The following is a 16,425-nucleotide window of genomic DNA, read 5'->3' as shown; positions in this document are numbered from 1 at the left end:
CCGCCGCACGACGGCGGCTCACCTCCGGGTGTCCTCCCATCAGGCGGTGACCTGGGTGAACGAGCGGACGAACGGCGGCGCGCTCCGCACGGCTGTGCCGTAATGCGCGTGGACGATGTCGTCGACGTGGAACGGGTCAGCCATGCGCGCGTTCTCGGGTGAAACCGGACGTCCCCGACCCCGCCGCCGGGGGCCGCGTCGCGTGCCCGCCCCGCTCGCCCTCGCGCTGGGCCTCCTCGGCGCCGGCGCTGCCCACGCGTGGCTCGCGCCCGACCCGTCGCCCGCCCACGCGCAGGACCCGGCGCTGGTGCGCCAGGGCGCCGACCTCTACCGCACCTCCTGCGTCACCTGCCACGGGGCCAACCTGGAGGGGGTGCCGGGGCGGGGACCGAGTCTCGTCGGCGTGGGCGAGGCCGCCGTGTTCTTCCAGGTCTCCACCGGGCGCATGCCGCTGACCAGCCAGGGGCCCGAGGCGTACCGCACCCCGCCCCAGTTCTCACCGGAGGAGATCGACGCGCTGGGCGCGTTCGTGTGGGCCACGGGCGGAGGGCCGAGGCGCCCGGACCAGCGCGGCGCGGCCCTGCGCGGGGACGACCCGGCCAGGGGCGGCGAGCTGTTCCGGCTGAACTGCGCGTCCTGCCACAACTTCACGGGCAGGGGTGGCGCGCTGTCGTCGGGGAAGTCCGCGCCGAGCCTGGACCCGGCGACGGAGGAGCAGATCTACACCGCCATGCTCACCGGCCCCGACACCATGCCCAAGTTCTCCGACCGCCAGCTCTCCCCCGACGAGAAGCGGAACATCATCGCCTACGTCCGGTCGGTGGCCGAGGGGCGCAACAACCCCGGCGGCAACCCGCTGGGCGGCTACGGCCCCGGCCCGGAGGGCGTGGTCGTCTGGATCTTCGGCATGGCCGCGATGGTCGCGACCGCCGTGTGGATCGGCAGCCGCGCCTGACCCCGCCGGAGGTGGGGCGACCGGCCCACCCCGGTCCGGCCTGGCCGAGCCCGGCCCGGTCCCGGTCCCGGTCCGATTCAGTCCAGCGTGGTGACGAACCGCGCCACCACCGGGGCGGTGAGCTTCTGCGCGAGACGCCCGCCAGGAGCGAGCGACGCGATCTGGTACAGCGGGCGCTCCGGCGCGGCGTCGCCCCTGGCCTCCGCCCGGAGCTGGGCGACCAGGAGCTGCGAGAACACCAGGCCCGACGCCTCACCGGTCGCGGCCAGCGCGTCGGCGAGCCGCCGGAGCTGCACGATGCCCAGCTCCCGACCGCCGGTCCCCGCGTACATCGCCAGGGCGAGGTTGATCGCCCTGCCCCGCCCGCTCACCAGCATCCCGATCGTCCGCACACCCCGCGTGTCGGTCACCAGCAGGTCGAGCGTGGCGCCGGCGAGGGCGACCCGGCGCGTGCCCAGCCCGCGCACCGCGAGCGTCCCGTCCGCCAGCCAGGTCCGTCGGCGCGCCTCGACGAGCGCGAGCAGCAGCAGCGGGAGGCCGATCACCGCGGCGGTGACCAACCCGGCCACCACCCCGCCGAACAGGCCCACGATCCCGCCGAACGCGGCGGCGACCAGGAGCGCGCCCAACGCCACGGACCACGCCCGCCGCCGCACCACCGGCGGGTCGAGCAGGTCCAGGGGAACGACCTCCTGCCGCTGCTGCCCGGTCACCGCTCGGTCGACCTCCCCAACGCCGCCAGCACGGCCGGCACGGCCTCGTCCAGGGTCACCGGCCGCTGCTCCCCGCTGGCCAGCTCCTTGAGCTGGGCCGCGCCCTCGGCCAGGTCCCGCTCGCCCAGCACGAGCGCGTACCGCGCGCCAGAGCGGTCGGCGGCCTTCATCGCGCCCTTGAGGCTCTTGCCCCCGTAGGCGAGGTCGACCCGGACCCCGGCGGCACGCAACTGCCCGGCCAACGCCACGAGCCTGGCCTTGGCGGCCTCGCCCAGCGGCACGCAGAACACGTCGCACCGGGCCTGGTCACCCACGGTCAGGCCCTCGGCCTGGCAGGCCAGCAGCGTCCGGTCCACGCCGAGACCGAACCCGACGCCGGACAGCGGCTGGCCGCCCAGCTCGGCCATCAGGCCGTCGTACCGGCCGCCGCCGCCGATGCCGGACTGCGCGCCCAGCCCGTCGTGCACGAACTCGAAGGTGGTCTTGGTGTAGTAGTCCAGTCCCCTGACCAGGCGCGGGTTCTCGGTGAACTTCACGCCGAGGTCGGTCAGGTGCCCCTTGACCCGCTCGTAGTGCTCGCGGCACTCCGGCGACAGGTGGTCGACCATCAGCGGCGCGTCCTCGACCATGTCCCGCACCTCGGGCCGCTTGTCGTCGAGCACGCGCAGCGGGTTGACCTCGGCGCGCTGCCGGGTCTCCTGGTCGAGGGGCAACTTCCGGAGGAACTCCTGGAGCTTCTCCCGGTAGGCGGGCCGGCAGGTCGCGTCGCCGAGCGAGGTCAGCTCGATCCGGTAGCCGGACAGCCCCAGCGCGCGGTAGCCGGCGTCGGCGATCGCGATCACCTCGGCGTCCAGCGCCGGGTCGTCCACGCCGATCGCCTCCACGCCGAGCTGCTGGAGCTGGCGGTACCGGCCGGCCTGCGGCCGCTCGTAGCGGAAGAACGGGCCGGTGTAGAACAGCTTCACCGGAAGCTGGCCGCGGTCGAGGCCGTGCTCGATCACCGACCGCATGACGCCCGCGGTGCCCTCGGGGCGCAGCGTCACCGACCGGTCGCCCCGGTCGAAGAAGGTGTACATCTCCTTGGTCACCACGTCGGTGGACTCGCCGACGCCCCTGGCGAACAGCGTGGTGTCCTCGAAGACCGGCAGCTCGATGTAGCCGTAGCCGGCGCGCCGGACCGCCTCGGCCAGGGTCTCGCGCACGGCCAGGAACGCCGCGGACTGCGGCGGGTAGTACTCGGGGATGCCCTTGGGGGCGGTGAAGGTGGTCATCTGCTCTCGTTCACAGTCCTCGGTGCGGTGCGGCCGGCGCGTCGGCCCCGTCGGGGTCCAGCCCCAGCAGGAACGGGTTGCTGACGCGCTCACGGCCGATGGTCGTCGTGGGTCCGTGGCCGGGGAGCACCACGGTGTCGTCCGGCAGCGGCAACACCCTGGTGCGCAGCGTCTCCAGCATCTGCCGGTGGTCGCCGCCCGGCAGGTCGGTGCGCCCGATCGACCCGGCGAAGAGGGTGTCCCCGGACAGCATCAGCCGCCCGCCCTCCTCGGTGCCGGTGTGGAACGACACCGACCCGCCGGTATGGCCCGGGGTGTGCGCGACGGTGATCCGGAGGCCGCCCAGGTCCAGCTCGGCGCCGTCGGACAGCTCCCTGACCTCGGCCGGCTCCCGCATCTCCAGCGCGCCGCCGAACATCGCCCGCGTCTCCACGCCCAGCCCCCTGCCGGGGTCGCTGAGCAGCGCGCGGTCCTCGGGGTGCACCCAGGCCGGGATGTCGTTGCCGTCGCAGACCGGGGCCACCGAGAAGCAGTGGTCGAAGTGACCGTGCGTGAGGAGGACGGCGACCGGCGTCAGCCGGTGCTTCCTGAGCTGCTCGGCCAGCGGCTCCACCACGTCCTGCCCCGGGTCGACCACGACGCAGGGCGAGCCCTCGCCCGGGGCCAGCAGGTAGCAGTTGGCCTGGAGCGGGCCGGACGGGAACCCGACGACGAGCACGGCGCGGACCTCCAGAGCGAGCCGGGAAGGGGCACACGGCGGGGCTGGCGGACGGCGTCCGCCCGGCGACCAGCCTAGAGGACCGGACCGCGACACTTCGGCGCGATCAGCGCCTCACCCGGCCGGTGGGCGGGGACCCCTGAGCGGACCGCTATACGGACCTCACACGCTGTCGCCCTAGACTCCCCGCCTGTCACCAGCGGTTGGTCGACCATCGGGAGGAGCAGGTGCCGAGCAACGAGCAGCGCCGCCAGAACGCCAAGCGGAAGCTGGAGCGTCAACTGGAGCGTCGTGCCCAACGCGCCAGGCGGCGCCGGCTGTTGGGGGTGGTGTCCGCCATCGCGGCGACCGTGGTCGTCGCCGGCGGCGTCTACTACCTCGCGACCCGCGACGGCAAGACCGACATGGCGGCGCAGCCGTCGGAGAGCTCCACCCCGGAGGGCAAGACCACCGGTGGGCCGTGCGCCTACCTGGAGACGCCGGGCGAGAAGACCGGCGGCAAGCAGGTGTCCATGCCGGACGACCCGAACCCCACGCCCAACCAGGGCACCACGCAGGTCACCCTGAAGACCGACCAGGGCGACGTCCCGTTGACCCTGGACCGGGCGAAGGCCCCCTGCACCACGCAGAGCTTCGTCCACCTGGCCAAGGCGAAGTTCTTCGACAAGACCTCCTGCCACCGGCTCAGCACGGGCGAAGGGTTGAAGGTCCTCCAGTGCGGCGACCCCAGCGGCACCGGTCGAGGCGGCCCCGGCTACTCGTTCAAGGACGAGACCAAGCCGGACATGAAGTACACCCGGGGCACGCTGGCCATGGCCAACGCCGGCCCGAACACCAACGGCAGCCAGTTCTTCATGGTCTACGGCGACTCGCAGCTCCCGCCGAACTACACCGTGTTCGGAACCATCGACGCGACGGGCTTGGCCGTGATCGACAAGATCGCCGCCGCGGGCCACGACGGTTCGCTCGACCCCTCCCCCGGGGGCGGCAAGCCGAAGCTCCCGGTCACGATCAACGAGGCCGTGGTCGCGAACTGACCCCTCGTCGGCGGTCCCGACGAGCGACACACACGGGAGGACCCCCGGGCGCGTGCCCGGGGGTCCTCCGCGTTCCGGCGTCAGCCGATCCCGCGCGGTCCGGTCAGGAGGCCGACGTGACGCGGTAGACGTCGTAGACGCCCTCGACGTTGCGGACGGCCTTGAGGACGTGGCCCAGGTGCTTGGGGTCGCCCATCTCGAAGGTGAACCGGCTGACCGCCACCCGGTCGCGCGACGTGGTGACCGAGGCCGACAGGATGTTCACCCGCTCGTCGGCGAGCACCTTCGTCACGTCCGACAGCAGCCGGTGCCGGTCCAGCGCCTCCACCTGGATGGCCACCAGGAACACCGAGGACGACGACGGCGCCCACTCCACCTCCACCAGCCGCTCCGGCGAGGACCGCAGGTCGTCGGCGTTGGTGCAGTCGGTGCGGTGCACGCTGACCCCGCCACCCCTGGTAACGAAGCCGAGGATGTCGTCACCCGGCACCGGCGTGCAACACCGGGCCAGCTTCACCCACACGTCGGAGGTGTCCTTCACGACGACGCCCGCGTCGCCCACGCCCCTGCGGCGCACGACGGTCGACGGCGTCATCCGCTCGGCCAGCTCGTCCTCGGCGTGCTCGACGCCGCCGATCAACGCCACCAGCCGCTGCACCACGTGCCGCGCGGAGACGTGCCCCTCGCCGACCGCCGCGTACAGCGCGCTCACGTCGGTGTAGCGCAGCTCGCGGGACAGCGCCGTCATCGAGTCGGCCGACACCAGGCGCTGCAACGGCAGGCCGACCCGCCGCACCTCGCGGCCGATCGCCTCCTTGCCCGCCTCGATGGCCTCCTCGCGGCGCTCCTTGGCGAACCACTGCTTGATCTTGGTCTTCGCCCTCGGGGAGGAGACGAACGACAGCCAGTCCCTGCTCGGACCGGCACCCTCGGCCTTCGAGGTGAAGATCTCGACGACCTCGCCGTTCTCCAGCTTGCGCTCCAGCGCGACCAGCCGGCCGTTCACCCGCGCGCCGATGCAGCGGTGGCCCACCTCGGTGTGCACCGCGTAGGCGAAGTCCACCGGGGTCGACCCCGCGGGCAGCGTGATCACGTCACCCTTGGGAGTGAAGACGAAGATCTCCAGGGCCGCCAGGTCGTACCGCAGCGACTCCAGGAACTCGCCGGGGTCGGCCGCCTCCCGCTGCCAGTCGAGGAGCTGCCGCATCCACGCCATCTCGTCGATCTCGACCGACCGGCCGCGATGCGTGCCCTTGGTCTCCTTGTACCGCCAGTGCGCCGCGATGCCGTACTCGGCGGTGCGGTGCATCTCGTGGGTCCGGATCTGGACCTCCAGCGGCTTGCCGTCCGGCCCGATCACCGTCGTGTGCAGCGACTGGTAGACGCCGAACCTCGGCTGCGCGATGTAGTCCTTGAACCGGCCCGGCATAGGCTGCCACAGCGCGTGGACCACGCCCATCGCCGCGTAGCAGTCCCGCACCTCGTCCACCAGGATGCGCACGCCCACCAGGTCGTGGATGTCGTCGAAGTCCCTGCCCCGCACGATCATCTTCTGGTGGATGGAGTAGTAGTGCTTCGGCCGGCCCTCCACCCTGGCGGTGATCCTGGCCTCTCCGAGGTGCGCCGACAGCTCCGCGATGACCTTGCGCAGGTAGATGTCGCGCGAGGGCGCCCGGTTGGCCACCAGCCGGACGATCTCGTCGTACTTCTTCGGCTGGAGGATGGCGAAGGCCAGGTCCTCCAGCTCCCACTTCACGGTGGCCATGCCCAGCCGGTGCGCCAGCGGGGCCAGCACCTCCAGCGTCTCCCTGGCCTTGCGGGCCTGCTTCTCCGGCGGCAGGAACCGCATGGTGCGCATGTTGTGCAGCCGGTCGGCGAGCTTGATGACCAGCACCCTGGGGTCCCTGGCCATGGCGATGACCATCTTGCGGATGGTCTCGGCCTCGGCCGCGGCGCCCAGCTTGACCTTGTCCAGCTTGGTGACGCCGTCGACCAGGTGGGCGACCTCGTCACCGAAGTCGGCGCGCATCTGGTCGAGCGAGTAGTCGGTGTCCTCGACCGTGTCGTGCAGCAGGGCGGCCACCAGGGTCGTGGTGTCCATGCCCAGCTCGGCGAGGATCGTGGCCACCGCGAGCGGGTGGGTGATGTAGGGGTCGCCGGACTTGCGGCGCTGCCCCCGGTGCCGCTCCTCGGCCACGTCGTAGGCGCGCTGCAACAGCGCCAGGTCGGCCTTGGGGTGCAGCTCGCGGTGGACGGCGGCCAGCGGCTCCAGCACCTGCTTGACCGGCGCGGCGCGCTGCGCCGTGATGCGACGCGCGAGCCGCGCCCGCACCCGACGGGTGGCCGACGGCTGACGCGATGACAGGGGCTGCGCCGACGCGGCGGGCTCGACGTCTTGGCTCACGCACGCTCCCGGCTGACGATCCAGGCCCGCCCGGTCCCGGACGAGCTGCGGAAACTCCCGTTCCGGGCGCCCGAGGTGCCCGGGTGTCGAGGATAACGCTCAGCAGCGGCCATCCCTTCCCACAGGGTGACGCCCTGCGGCGAACGGTGGGACCGTCGCGTCCGCCGGCCAGCGCCGGGTCAGCCGCGCCGAACGTTCCCGACGGGCGGGACGCCGTCCGGTCCGGGTCACCCCTCCCCCGGCACAACCCCCCATTCGGATGACACCCGAAAGTGTGAGTGCCGAGGGTCCTTCCCGGCCGTCCGCCGTGCCGTCCCCTGATCGGGATGCCCGTTTCGGGGGCTGGTGAACACACGTGTGGCCCGCCGGGAGCCATCCCGACGGGCCACACGCCGTGAGAACGCCGCGAGAACGACCTCGTGAGAACGAGGCTCAGGCGGTGAAGACCACCTGGAGGGGCAGGTCGGTCAGCCGCTCCCTGCCGCCCAGCGCGGACAGCTCCAGCGCCACCGACACGCCGACCACCTGCGCGCCGGCGCGACGGGCCAGCTCGGACGCCGCGAGCACGGTGCCCCCGGTGGCCAGCACGTCGTCCACCACGAGCACCCGCTGCCCAGGGCGGACGGTGTCCTCCGGCAGCTCCAGCGTGGCGGTGCCGTACTCCAGCGTGTAGTCCACGCGGTGCGCGACCACCGGCAGCTTGCCCGGCTTCCGCACGCCGACCACGCCGGTACCGCACGCGTACGCGACGGCCGCCCCGAGCAGGAAGCCCCTGGCCTCCACGCCGAGCACCAGGTCGAACTCGGGCACCTGCCGCACCATGCCGTAGACGACGGCGCGGAACGCCTCCGGGTCGGCCAGCACCGGGCTGATGTCCCGGAACAGCACACCGGGCTCCGGGAAGTCCGGCACCTCCCTGATCAGGCCCCTGGCGCGCTCCAGGTCGCCGGACAGTTCGCCAAGCCGCGTCAGCGCCGCGGCGAGCCGCACCATCCCGGCGTTCAACCCCTCGGTCGGGTTCGTCATCGCCCCACTCGTTCTTCCGGTCACCGGTTCCGGCGCCGTCTCGGACGCCTTCTCGGGCGCTGTCTCCGACACCGCCCCCGACATCGCCTCGGCCACGGGCTCGGTCACCGGCCGCGCTTCCCGGTCGGGCGGGCCGCCTTGCCGGCCGGCCGCCGGGTCCGCCGCGCGTCGCTCGCCCTGCTGGTCCTGGCCGGCACGCTCGCGGCGGCCGCGAGGGCGCGCTCGTGCCGCAGCTCGGCGTCCAGCGACTCCGCGTCGTCCGCGTCACCGGCGACCTCGGTCGACTGGGCGTCCCGGTTGGCCAGCTTGGCCCGCCGGGCCGCGACCCTGGCCGCCTGCTGCTGGTAGGCCTTGTCCCGCAGCTTGAAGTCGACCAGCAGCGGCGTCGCCAGGAAGATCGACGAGAACGCGCCGGCGATCATGCCGGTGACCTGCACCAGCGCCAGGTCCTTCAGGGTGCCGACGCCGAGCAGGCCGACGCCGATCGCCAGCAGGCCCAGCACCGGGAGCACCGCGATCAACGTGGTGTTGATCGACCGCATGAACGTCTGGTTCACCGCCAGGTTGGCCGCCTCCGCGTAGGTGCGGCGGGTCAGCCCGAGGATGCCCCTGGTGTTCTCCTTGACCTTGTCGAACACCACGACCGTGTCGTAGAGCGAGAAGCCCAGGATCGTCAGCAGACCGATGACCGTGGCCGGAGTGACCTCGAAGCCGACCAGCGAGTACACGCCCGCGGTGATCACGAGGTCGTGGCCGAGCGCGATCAGGCCGGCCACGGCCATCCACCGCTCGAAGTAGAACGCGAGGAACACCGTCACCAGCACCAGGAAGACGACCAGCGCGATCAGCGCCTTCTTGGTGATCTCCCCGCCCCACGACTCGCTGACCAGGCTGTCACTGATCGCCTGCATGCTGGGCTGGCCGTCCCTGCCCAGCGGCTTGAACTGGTCGAACAGCGCCTGCTTGAGCTTGGCGACCTCGGTGGTGGACAGCGCCTCCGACCGGACCTGGATGCTCGCGCTCGCGCCCGTGCCCACGGTCTGGGTCGACGCGACCGGCTTGCCCAGGGTCGAGCTGAAGACCTCCTCGACCCGGCCGCTGTCGATCGGCCCGCTCGCGCCGGCCGTCGGCATCTGGATCTTGGTGCCGCCCTGGAAGTCGATGCCGAGGTTGAAGCCCCTGATCGCCATCGACCCGACGCAGAGCACGGCCACGACCAGGATCGCCGCGTACCAGCGCCGCCGCTTGCCGACGATGTCGAGCGCGCCGTTGCCGCTGTAGAGGCGGACGAAGAACCCGGCGCGCGGGGTCTGCGTGGTGGTCTCGGTGCTGGCCACGTCACGCCTCCTTCACGGACGTCGAGGTGACCTTGCCGGCGGCGGCCGCGGCGGCCGCGCGGTTGCTGGCGCCGATCCGCTGCATCCCGCCGAGGCCGGACAGGCTCGGCCGCGACAGGAACTTGGACCGGGACGCGTACACGACCAGCGGGTGCGTCGCGAGGAACACCACGACGAGGTCGAGGACGGTGGACATGCCCATGGTGAAGGCGAAGCCCTTCACCTGGCCCACCGCCAGGACGTACAGCACGGCCGCGGCCAGGAAGCTCACCGCGTCGGCGGACAGGATCGTGCGCCGCGCCCTGGTCCACGCCCTCGGCACGGCCGAGCGGAACGAGCGGCCCTCGCGGACCTCGTCCTTGAGGCGTTCGAAGAACACGATGAACGAGTCGGCGGTGATGCCGATCGAGACGATGAACCCGGCGACGCCGGCGAGGTCGAGCGTGTAGCCGATCCACCGGCCGATGAGCACCAGCACCGCGTACACCAGCACGCCGGACAGCGCCAGCGACAGGATCGTCAGCACGCCGAGCGCGCGGTAGTAGAACAGGCAGTAGACGAAGACCAGCGCCAGGCCGATCGCGCCGGCGAGCAGGCCGGCCTTGAGCGAGGCCAGGCCCAGCGTCGCGGACACCGTCTCGGCCTCGGAGGAGCCGAAGGACAGCGGCAGCGCGCCGTACTTCAGGACGTTGGCCAGCTCGGTGGCCGACTGCTGGTTGAACTGCCCGCTGATCTGGGTCTTGCCGCCCAGGATCGCCTCGTTGATCCTCGGCGCCGAGACCACCTGGGTGTCCAGCACGAACGCGGCCCGCTGGCCCACGTTGGCCGAGGTGAAGTCACCCCAGGTCTTGGCGCCGCCGCTCTTGAAGTCCAGCTCGACGATGAAGCCGGGGCCGTTCGGGGTGGGCACCGCGTTCGCGGTGGCGACCTCCTTGCCCGGCAGGAAGACCTTGTCGAGGACGAACTTCTCGGTCCTGTCCTCGGAGCAGGTCACCAGCGGCAGGTTGGGGTCGTCGTTGCCGCGCAGCGGGTCGGTCTGGGAGCAGTCGAGCTGGAGCAGCGCCTGCTGCTGCACGGCGGGGTCCGTGCTCTGCCGCAGCTCCTTGGCCTTGCGGATCTCCTCGGCGGCCTTCGGGTCGACGGCCGCGTTCGGGTCCTGCGCCGGAGCGGGGGTGGTGCTCGGCGTCGGGCTGGGCGTGGTGGTCGGCGGCTGCTGCTCGGCCGCCGGCACCGGGCGGCCCTGCGGCTTGGCGCCGGCGGACGGGGCCCCGGACGTCCCGGTCGGCGTCGCGGCCGTCGTGTTCCCGGCCTGGCCGGGCTGTCCGCCCTGGCCGGGGGGCGCGGCCGGAGCCGAGGACTGGGTCGACGGGGCCGGCTGCGGCTGGGCCGGCAGGGCGGTGACGACCTTGCGGAAGTTCACCTCGGCGGTGCGCCCCAGGTTCTTGGCCTGGTCGCTCTCCTCGCCCGGCACCGTGATGACCAGGTTGTTGCCGTCCAGGACGACCTCGGCGCCGCTGACGCCGAGGCCGTTGACCCGCTGGTCGATGATGGCCTTGGCCTGGTTCAGCGCCTCCCTGGTGGGGGGCGTGCCGTCGGGGGAGCGCGCGGTGAGCGTCACCCGCGTCCCGCCCTGGAGGTCGATGCCCAGTTTGGGGGTCGCCTTGCCGTCGCCGGTGAAGAACACCAGCGCGTAGAGCACGGCGACGATCAGGGCGAAGGCCGCCAGGTATCGCCCTGGGCGGATCTGCCCGGCCGGAGGTGCCACGGTGCGTCCGTCTCCTCAACCACACGTCGGTAACGGCACGCCCCGCGAACGCGGTGCGCGCCCCCGCCCAGTCTGACAGCGCGAACCGTCAGCACCGGGCGGGGGCGCAGCGTACCGGTGATCGGTTGTGCTCGGTGTGTGCCGCACCCCACCGAGCGCTCACGCATTCTTACCGGCCGTTGTTGCCCTGCTCCAGAGGCGGGGCGACCTGCGGGCCGTCCGCCTTGTCGGTGGCGGTGTCGGCGGCGCTGGTCTCGTCCGAGGTGGCGGCGGTCGACGCCGTGTCGGTGGTGACCTTCTCCCGCACGGCCGCCCGCAGCCAGGTGGTCACCACGCCCGGCGCGATCTCGACGTCGAGGGTGTCCTCGTCGGTCCCGACGACGGTGCCGTACAGGCCGGAGGTCGTCATCACCCGGTCGCCGGGGCCGAGCGAGTTCTGTAGGGCCTGCATCTCCTGCATCATCTTCTTCTGCTTCCGCGTGCTCAGGAACAGCGGCACGGCGAGCAGGATGATCAGAAGGGGGAAGAGGAAGGAGGCGTCCATCGTTCTCGTCTCCGGCGACGCCGTTGCGCCGCCTGGTTGTTTCGTCCGGTTTTGCGGGGTGCCGTCATCGAGTGTGCCAAACGCGGCGCACGGGGCATGAGGCGGCGGTCACGACGCCCGCCGCGCGCCGCGACCCCACTCACTCCTCGGACGACGTGGGCGAATCCTCGCCGGGGGCGTGCTGGGGCGGCTCCAGGCCGAGGTGCCGCCACGCGGCGACGGTGGCCACCCGACCGCGTGGAGTCCTGGCGAGCATCCCCGCCCGGACCAGGTACGGCTCGCACACCTCCTCCACCGTCGTGGGCTCCTCGCCCACGGCGACCGCGAGGGTGGACACGCCGACCGGGCCGCCGCCGAAGGACCGCACCAACGCGCCGAGCACGGCCCGGTCCAGCCGGTCGAGGCCCAGCTCGTCGACGTCGTACACCTCCAGGGCCGCGCGGGCGACCTCCCTGGTCACCGCCCCGTCGGCCCGCACCTCCGCGTAGTCGCGCACGCGCCGCAGCAGCCGGTTGGCGATCCGGGGCGTGCCCCGCGACCGCCGGGCGACCTCCTCGGCGCCGTCCGGCCGCAGGTCGACGCCGAGGATCACGGCCGAGCGCCGGAGCACCCGCTCCAGCTCCTCGGGGGAGTAGAACTCCATGTGCGCGGTGAAGCCGAACCGGTCGCGCAGCGGCCCGGTCAACGCACCCGAGCGGGTGGTCGCGCCGACGAGGGTGAACGGGGCGATGTCCAGCGGGATGCTGGTGGCGCCCGGGCCCTTGCCGACGACCACGTCGACCCGGAAGTCCTCCATCGCCAGGTAGAGCATCTCCTCGGCGGGCCGGGCGATCCGGTGGATCTCGTCGATGAACAGCACGTCGCCCTCGACGAGGTTGGACAGCATGGCGGCCAGGTCGCCGGCGCGCTCCAGGGCGGGGCCCGAGGTGACCCGAACCGCGCTGCCCAGCTCGGCACCGATGATCATCGCGAGGCTGGTCTTGCCCAGGCCGGGCGGGCCGGACAGCAGGACGTGGTCGGGGGGCGCGCCGCGGCGCCGCGCGCCCTCCAGGACGAGTTCGAGCTGCTCGCGCACCCGGGACTGGCCGACGAACTCGGCGAGGCGACGGGGCCGCAGCGTGGCGTCCACGTCGCCGTCGCCGGGCTCGGCGCGCGGCGACAGCGGGGCCTCGACCGGGGGCCAGGGGTCGTGGATGGCGTCGTCCATCGGGGCCTACTTCTTCCTGCCGAGCACGACCAGCGCCCGGCGCAGCACCGAGGAGGTCTCCGTGGCGGCCGGCGCGCCGTCGGTCTCGGCGAGCACCGCGTCGACCGTCTGCTCGGCCTGCTTGGCGGAGAACCCGAGGCCCACCAACGCCTCGCACACCTCGGCCCTGACCCGCCGGGTGTCCACGGCGGACGACGCGCCGTCCGTCCCGACGTTGGCGAACGCGCCGATCTTGTCGCGCAGTTCGATCACCAGGCGCTCCGCGCCCTTGCGGCCGATGCCCGGCACCTGGGTGAGGATGGTGATGTTGCCGTCGGAGATGGCGTGCCGCAGCTTGTCCGGCTCCAGCACGGCCAAAGTCGCCAGCGCCAGGCGCGGCCCGACCCCGGTCACGGTCTGGAGCAGGCCGAACAGGTCCCGCGCCTCGGCGTCGGCGAAGCCGTAGAGGGTGAGCGAGTCCTCCCGCACGACGAGGGCGGTGGCCAGCGCGGCCTCCTCGCCCCTGCGCAGCGTGGCCAGCGTCGACGGGGTGGCGTGCACGGCGAGGCCGACCCCGCCGACCTCCACCACGGCGTGGTCCAGCCCGACCGACAACACGGGCCCGCGGACCGATGCGATCACCCTGCTCCTCCTGCCTCTGCTCGTCCTGCCCCGGCTCGTCCCGCGCCGGCTCGTCCCGTGCCGGCGTCGGCGCCCCTCCTGGCGCGCCGCTCCGCGTCGGCCAGTCGCGCGCGGTGCGCGCGGGCCAGCTCGGCGGCCCTCGCCTCGGCCTCGGCCATCCTGGCGAGCATCGGTCCCCGCCACAGGTGACACACGGCCAGGGCCAGCGCGTCGGCGGCGTCGGCGGGTCGGGGCGCCTCCGCGAGCTGGAGCAGCCGGGTGACCATGGTCGTCACCTGGGCCTTGTCGGCGCGGCCCGAGCCGGTGACGGCGGCCTTGACCTCGCTGGGGGTGTGGAAGGCGACCGGGAGGCCGCGCCGGGCGGCGGCCAGCGCCACGATCCCGCTGACCTGGGCGGTGCCCATCACGGTGCGCACGTTGTGCTGGCTGAACACCCGCTCGACCGCCACGACCTGGGGGCGGTGCCGGTCCAGCCACTCCTCGACGCCGTCGGCCACGGCGAGCAGCCGGTGCGCGAGGTCGGCGTCGACGGGGCTGCGGATCACCCCGACGTCCACGCAGCGCACGCTGCGGCCGGGGCCGCCGTCGACCACGCCGATCCCGCACCGGGTCAGGCCGGGGTCGACACCCAGCACCCGCACGCGCGCCTCCTCGTCACCAGCAGCGGCACCAGCCCGGGGCCACCCGACCGACGAACACCCGTTCGAGACCCTAGTTCGTTCGATCGATCGGACAACGTGCGGCACGCCCGACGAGGAACGTTCCCTCGAACGACTCTTCATGCACACGCATGCTTTTCAGTTGTGTCTGTAATTGACAACTAGTTCGACCATTGCTGTACTTCACGGCGATGGGCGAGGAGAGGCGCGAACCGGAGCTGGACGAGCTGCGGGCGTGGGCGGAACAGGTGGCGACCTACTTCATGCGGCTGAGCGGGTGGCCCCCGATCACGGGCCGCGCGCTGGGCTGGCTGATGGTGTGCGAGCCGAGGGAACAGTCGGCGGCGAACATCGCCGAGGCCATCCGGGCGAGCCGGGCGTCACTGACCGGCACCCTCCGGATGCTGACCCTGTCGAAGCTCGTGCAGGCAGTCACCCGTCCCGGTGAGCGCACCACCTACTACCGCATCGCGGACGACGCCTGGGCGACGGTGCTGCGCCAGCGGTTCGCCGGGCTGGCCGAGTTCCTCGACATCACCCGGCGGGGCAGGGCGATGTTCCCCGAGGGGTCGCCCCGCGCCGCGCGCGTCCTGGCCGCCGAGGACGTGTTCCGGTGGCTGGTCGAGGAGGTGGAGCCCATGTTCGAACGCTGGGACGCCGAGCACCGCGAGTAGGCGGGTGACTGGGGGCAACGATGAGAGTCGTCATCCTGACGATCGGGTCACGGGGCGACGTCGCGCCCTACACGGGCGTGGCGGCGCGGCTGCGGACGGCCGGCCACGACGTGGCGATCGCGACCGAGACCGGCTTCGCGGACATGGTGCGGGCCACCGGCTGCGAGTTCCGGCCCATGTCGAGCGACACCCGGTCCATGCTGTCCTCCGAGGAGGGCAGGGAGTGGCAGCGAGGGGGGACCGGGCTGCGCGGCATCCGCAACAACATCCGGATGGGGCAGCGGCTCATGGCGAACCTGGGCGAGGACGTCGTCAGGGCCGCCGAGGGGGCCGAGGTGCTGCTCCTCCAACGAGGCGTGATGGTGCACGGCTACCTGGTGGCGAAGGCCATGGGCGTCCCGAGCATGGCGCTGGAGCTGTTCCCCGGCGTGCCGACGGCGGAGTTCCCCCTCCCCTCCCTCGGCGGGCTGTCCCTCGGCCCGAGGGGGACCCGGTTGCTCACCCGGCTCGCCGCGCACATGCCGACTCCCTTCGACGGCGCGATGAGGGAGTTCTGCCAACGCCTGGGCCTCCCGCCGACGCGCTTCGCCGCCGTGCGGGCGGAGATGCTGGAGAACCCGAGATACCCGATCCTGCACGGGTTCAGCCCCTCGGTCGTGCCCCGGCCGGGCGACTGGCGGCCAGGCGTCGACGTGGTGGGGTACTGGTGGCCGGAGCGCGCGCCGGGATGGGAGCCGCCGCCCGCGCTGGTGGACTTCCTGGCCGCCGGCCCGGCGCCGGTGTTCGTCGGGTTCGGCAGCATGAGCCCCGGGGAGAGCGAGCGGCTGTCCGGCATCGTCTCGGCGGCGTTGCGCCGCGCGCGGGTCCGTGGCGTGGTGCAGGCGGGTTGGGCGGGGATGACGGCCGACGGCGACGACGTGCTCACCGTCGACACCGTCCCCCACGACTGGTTGTTCCCCCAGATGGCGGCGGTCGTGCACCACGGCGGGGCCGGCACGACGGGCGCGGGGCTGCGCGCGGGCGTGCCGGCGGTGCTGACCCCGGTGCTCGCCGACCAGCCGTGGTGGGCGGAACGCCTGCGGCTCGTCGGGGTCAGTCCGGGATCGGCGCCCCTGAAGGAGCTGTCGGTGGAACGCCTCGCCTCACTGATCCGCCAGGCGGTGACGGACGAGTCGTACCGGCGGCGCGCGCGGGCGCTGGCCAGGCGGATCGCCGTCGAGGACGGGGCGGGCAAGGTGGTCATGGCCGTGGAGCGAATCGAGCGCGCCGGCGGGCGATGACGCCGATGAGGAGACCGGCGGCGACGTCCTGGCGACGCCCCGGCGACGTCCCGGCGGCGGCACCGCGACGAACGGTCATGAGCGGCGATGGCACGCCGAGGCCGACACCCGCTGCCGCGCTCATCATGCGCGGCTGGGGCGGTGGCGGGCCTCGGCGCGATGTTCGGCTCAACTGTGGCGCCGCCCTGTCGGAAGCTCCTGGCTGATGTCTCGC

15 protein-coding genes are annotated in these 16,425 nt (G+C 72.9%); 4 read left to right on the top strand and 11 right to left on the bottom strand.

All coding sequences use genetic code 11. The annotated features are described in order from the left end of the window. Nucleotides 1-142: 142 nt before the first annotated feature. Nucleotides 143-955, top strand: coding sequence for a cytochrome bc1 complex diheme cytochrome c subunit (qcrC, locus tag LX15_RS10430; RefSeq protein WP_253669318.1), 813 nt, complete (start codon nt 143-145; stop codon nt 953-955). Nucleotides 956-1,032: 77 nt separating this feature from the next. Here qcrC and LX15_RS10425 read toward each other — a convergent pair whose 3' ends face one another. Genes LX15_RS10425 through LX15_RS10415 form a run of 3 tightly spaced genes read right to left on the bottom strand, consistent with a single transcriptional unit; the run spans nt 1,033 to nt 3,657 of the window. After that, nucleotides 1,033-1,668 (bottom strand): hypothetical protein, encoded by a 636-nt coding sequence (locus tag LX15_RS10425; RefSeq protein ID WP_253669317.1) that lies wholly within the window; start codon nt 1,666-1,668, stop codon nt 1,033-1,035. After that, complete coding sequence (gene hisS / locus LX15_RS10420; RefSeq protein WP_253669316.1) at nt 1,665-2,939, bottom strand: histidine--tRNA ligase; 1,275 nt, start codon at nt 2,937-2,939, stop codon at nt 1,665-1,667. The genes LX15_RS10425 and hisS overlap by 4 nt, the downstream gene beginning before the upstream one ends. Before the next feature lie 10 nt (nt 2,940-2,949). Further along, nucleotides 2,950-3,657, bottom strand: a complete 708-nt coding sequence (locus LX15_RS10415) for an MBL fold metallo-hydrolase (RefSeq protein ID WP_253669315.1) — start codon at nt 3,655-3,657, stop codon at nt 2,950-2,952. Nucleotides 3,658-3,884: 227 nt separating this feature from the next. On the opposite strand from LX15_RS10415, the gene LX15_RS10410 reads away from it, so the two are divergent. Next, complete coding sequence (locus tag LX15_RS10410; RefSeq protein ID WP_253669314.1) at nt 3,885-4,694, top strand: peptidylprolyl isomerase; 810 nt, start codon at nt 3,885-3,887, stop codon at nt 4,692-4,694. A 103-nt stretch (nt 4,695-4,797) separates the two neighbouring features. Here LX15_RS10410 and LX15_RS10405 read toward each other — a convergent pair whose 3' ends face one another. The 8 genes from LX15_RS10405 to ruvC all read right to left on the bottom strand — a co-directional run bounded on the left by LX15_RS10405 (nt 4,798) and on the right by ruvC (nt 14,239). After that, the gene (locus LX15_RS10405) at nt 4,798-7,098 is read right to left on the bottom strand and encodes a RelA/SpoT family protein (RefSeq protein ID WP_253669313.1); all 2,301 of its coding nucleotides are present in this window, start codon (nt 7,096-7,098) and stop codon (nt 4,798-4,800) included. A gap of 432 nt (nt 7,099-7,530) precedes the next feature. After that, a complete protein-coding gene (locus LX15_RS10400; protein WP_253669412.1) occupies nt 7,531-8,091 on the bottom strand; it encodes an adenine phosphoribosyltransferase in 561 nt (186 codons plus the stop codon). Nucleotides 8,092-8,228: 137 nt separating this feature from the next. Continuing rightward, nucleotides 8,229-9,461 carry a protein translocase subunit SecF gene (secF, locus tag LX15_RS10395; protein WP_253669312.1) on the bottom strand — a complete coding sequence of 411 codons (1,233 nt, stop codon included), beginning with the start codon at nt 9,459-9,461 and terminating at the stop codon, nt 8,229-8,231. A 1-nt stretch (nt 9,462) separates the two neighbouring features. Continuing rightward, nucleotides 9,463-11,226 (bottom strand): protein translocase subunit SecD, encoded by a 1,764-nt coding sequence (gene secD, locus LX15_RS10390; protein ID WP_253669311.1) that lies wholly within the window; start codon nt 11,224-11,226, stop codon nt 9,463-9,465. Between the two features lie 169 nt (nt 11,227-11,395). Next, nucleotides 11,396-11,770, bottom strand: coding sequence for a preprotein translocase subunit YajC (yajC, locus tag LX15_RS10385; RefSeq protein ID WP_253669310.1), 375 nt, complete (start codon nt 11,768-11,770; stop codon nt 11,396-11,398). Between the two features lie 139 nt (nt 11,771-11,909). Then, nucleotides 11,910-12,977 carry a Holliday junction branch migration DNA helicase RuvB gene (gene ruvB / locus LX15_RS10380; protein WP_253669309.1) on the bottom strand — a complete coding sequence of 356 codons (1,068 nt, stop codon included), beginning with the start codon at nt 12,975-12,977 and terminating at the stop codon, nt 11,910-11,912. 6 nt (nt 12,978-12,983) lie between these two features. Then, complete coding sequence (gene ruvA, locus LX15_RS10375; RefSeq protein WP_253669308.1) at nt 12,984-13,598, bottom strand: Holliday junction branch migration protein RuvA; 615 nt, start codon at nt 13,596-13,598, stop codon at nt 12,984-12,986. Then, nucleotides 13,595-14,239, bottom strand: coding sequence for a crossover junction endodeoxyribonuclease RuvC (ruvC, locus tag LX15_RS10370; RefSeq protein WP_253669307.1), 645 nt, complete (start codon nt 14,237-14,239; stop codon nt 13,595-13,597). The genes ruvA and ruvC overlap by 4 nt, the downstream gene beginning before the upstream one ends. A gap of 209 nt (nt 14,240-14,448) precedes the next feature. Between ruvC and LX15_RS10365 the strand changes: the two genes are divergently transcribed. After that, nucleotides 14,449-14,931 carry a GbsR/MarR family transcriptional regulator gene (locus LX15_RS10365; protein ID WP_253669306.1) on the top strand — a complete coding sequence of 161 codons (483 nt, stop codon included), beginning with the start codon at nt 14,449-14,451 and terminating at the stop codon, nt 14,929-14,931. 20 nt (nt 14,932-14,951) lie between these two features. Further along, complete coding sequence (locus tag LX15_RS10360) at nt 14,952-16,211, top strand: glycosyltransferase (protein ID WP_253669305.1); 1,260 nt, start codon at nt 14,952-14,954, stop codon at nt 16,209-16,211. Nucleotides 16,212-16,425 lie beyond the last annotated feature (214 nt).

The organism is Streptoalloteichus tenebrarius (genome assembly GCF_024171885.1).
GTDB classification, from domain to species: domain Bacteria; phylum Actinomycetota; class Actinomycetes; order Mycobacteriales; family Pseudonocardiaceae; genus Streptoalloteichus; species Streptoalloteichus tenebrarius.
The sequence above is the reverse complement of the archived record's forward strand: the minus strand, read 5'-3'. Positions and strand labels throughout refer to the sequence as shown.

Coding starts and splice junctions, on each gene's coding strand:
- qcrC (WP_253669318.1), top strand. CDS start 143: ATGCGCGCGTTCTCGGGTGAAACCGGACGTCCCCGACCCCGCCGCCGG.
- hisS (WP_253669316.1), bottom strand. CDS start 2,939: ATGACCACCTTCACCGCCCCCAAGGGCATCCCCGAGTACTACCCGCCG.
- LX15_RS10400 (WP_253669412.1), bottom strand. CDS start 8,091: ATGGTGCGGCTCGCCGCGGCGCTGACGCGGCTTGGCGAACTGTCCGGC.
- yajC (WP_253669310.1), bottom strand. CDS start 11,770: ATGGACGCCTCCTTCCTCTTCCCCCTTCTGATCATCCTGCTCGCCGTG.
- ruvB (WP_253669309.1), bottom strand. CDS start 12,977: ATGGACGACGCCATCCACGACCCCTGGCCCCCGGTCGAGGCCCCGCTG.
- LX15_RS10365 (WP_253669306.1), top strand. CDS start 14,449: ATGGGCGAGGAGAGGCGCGAACCGGAGCTGGACGAGCTGCGGGCGTGG.
- LX15_RS10360 (WP_253669305.1), top strand. CDS start 14,952: ATGAGAGTCGTCATCCTGACGATCGGGTCACGGGGCGACGTCGCGCCC.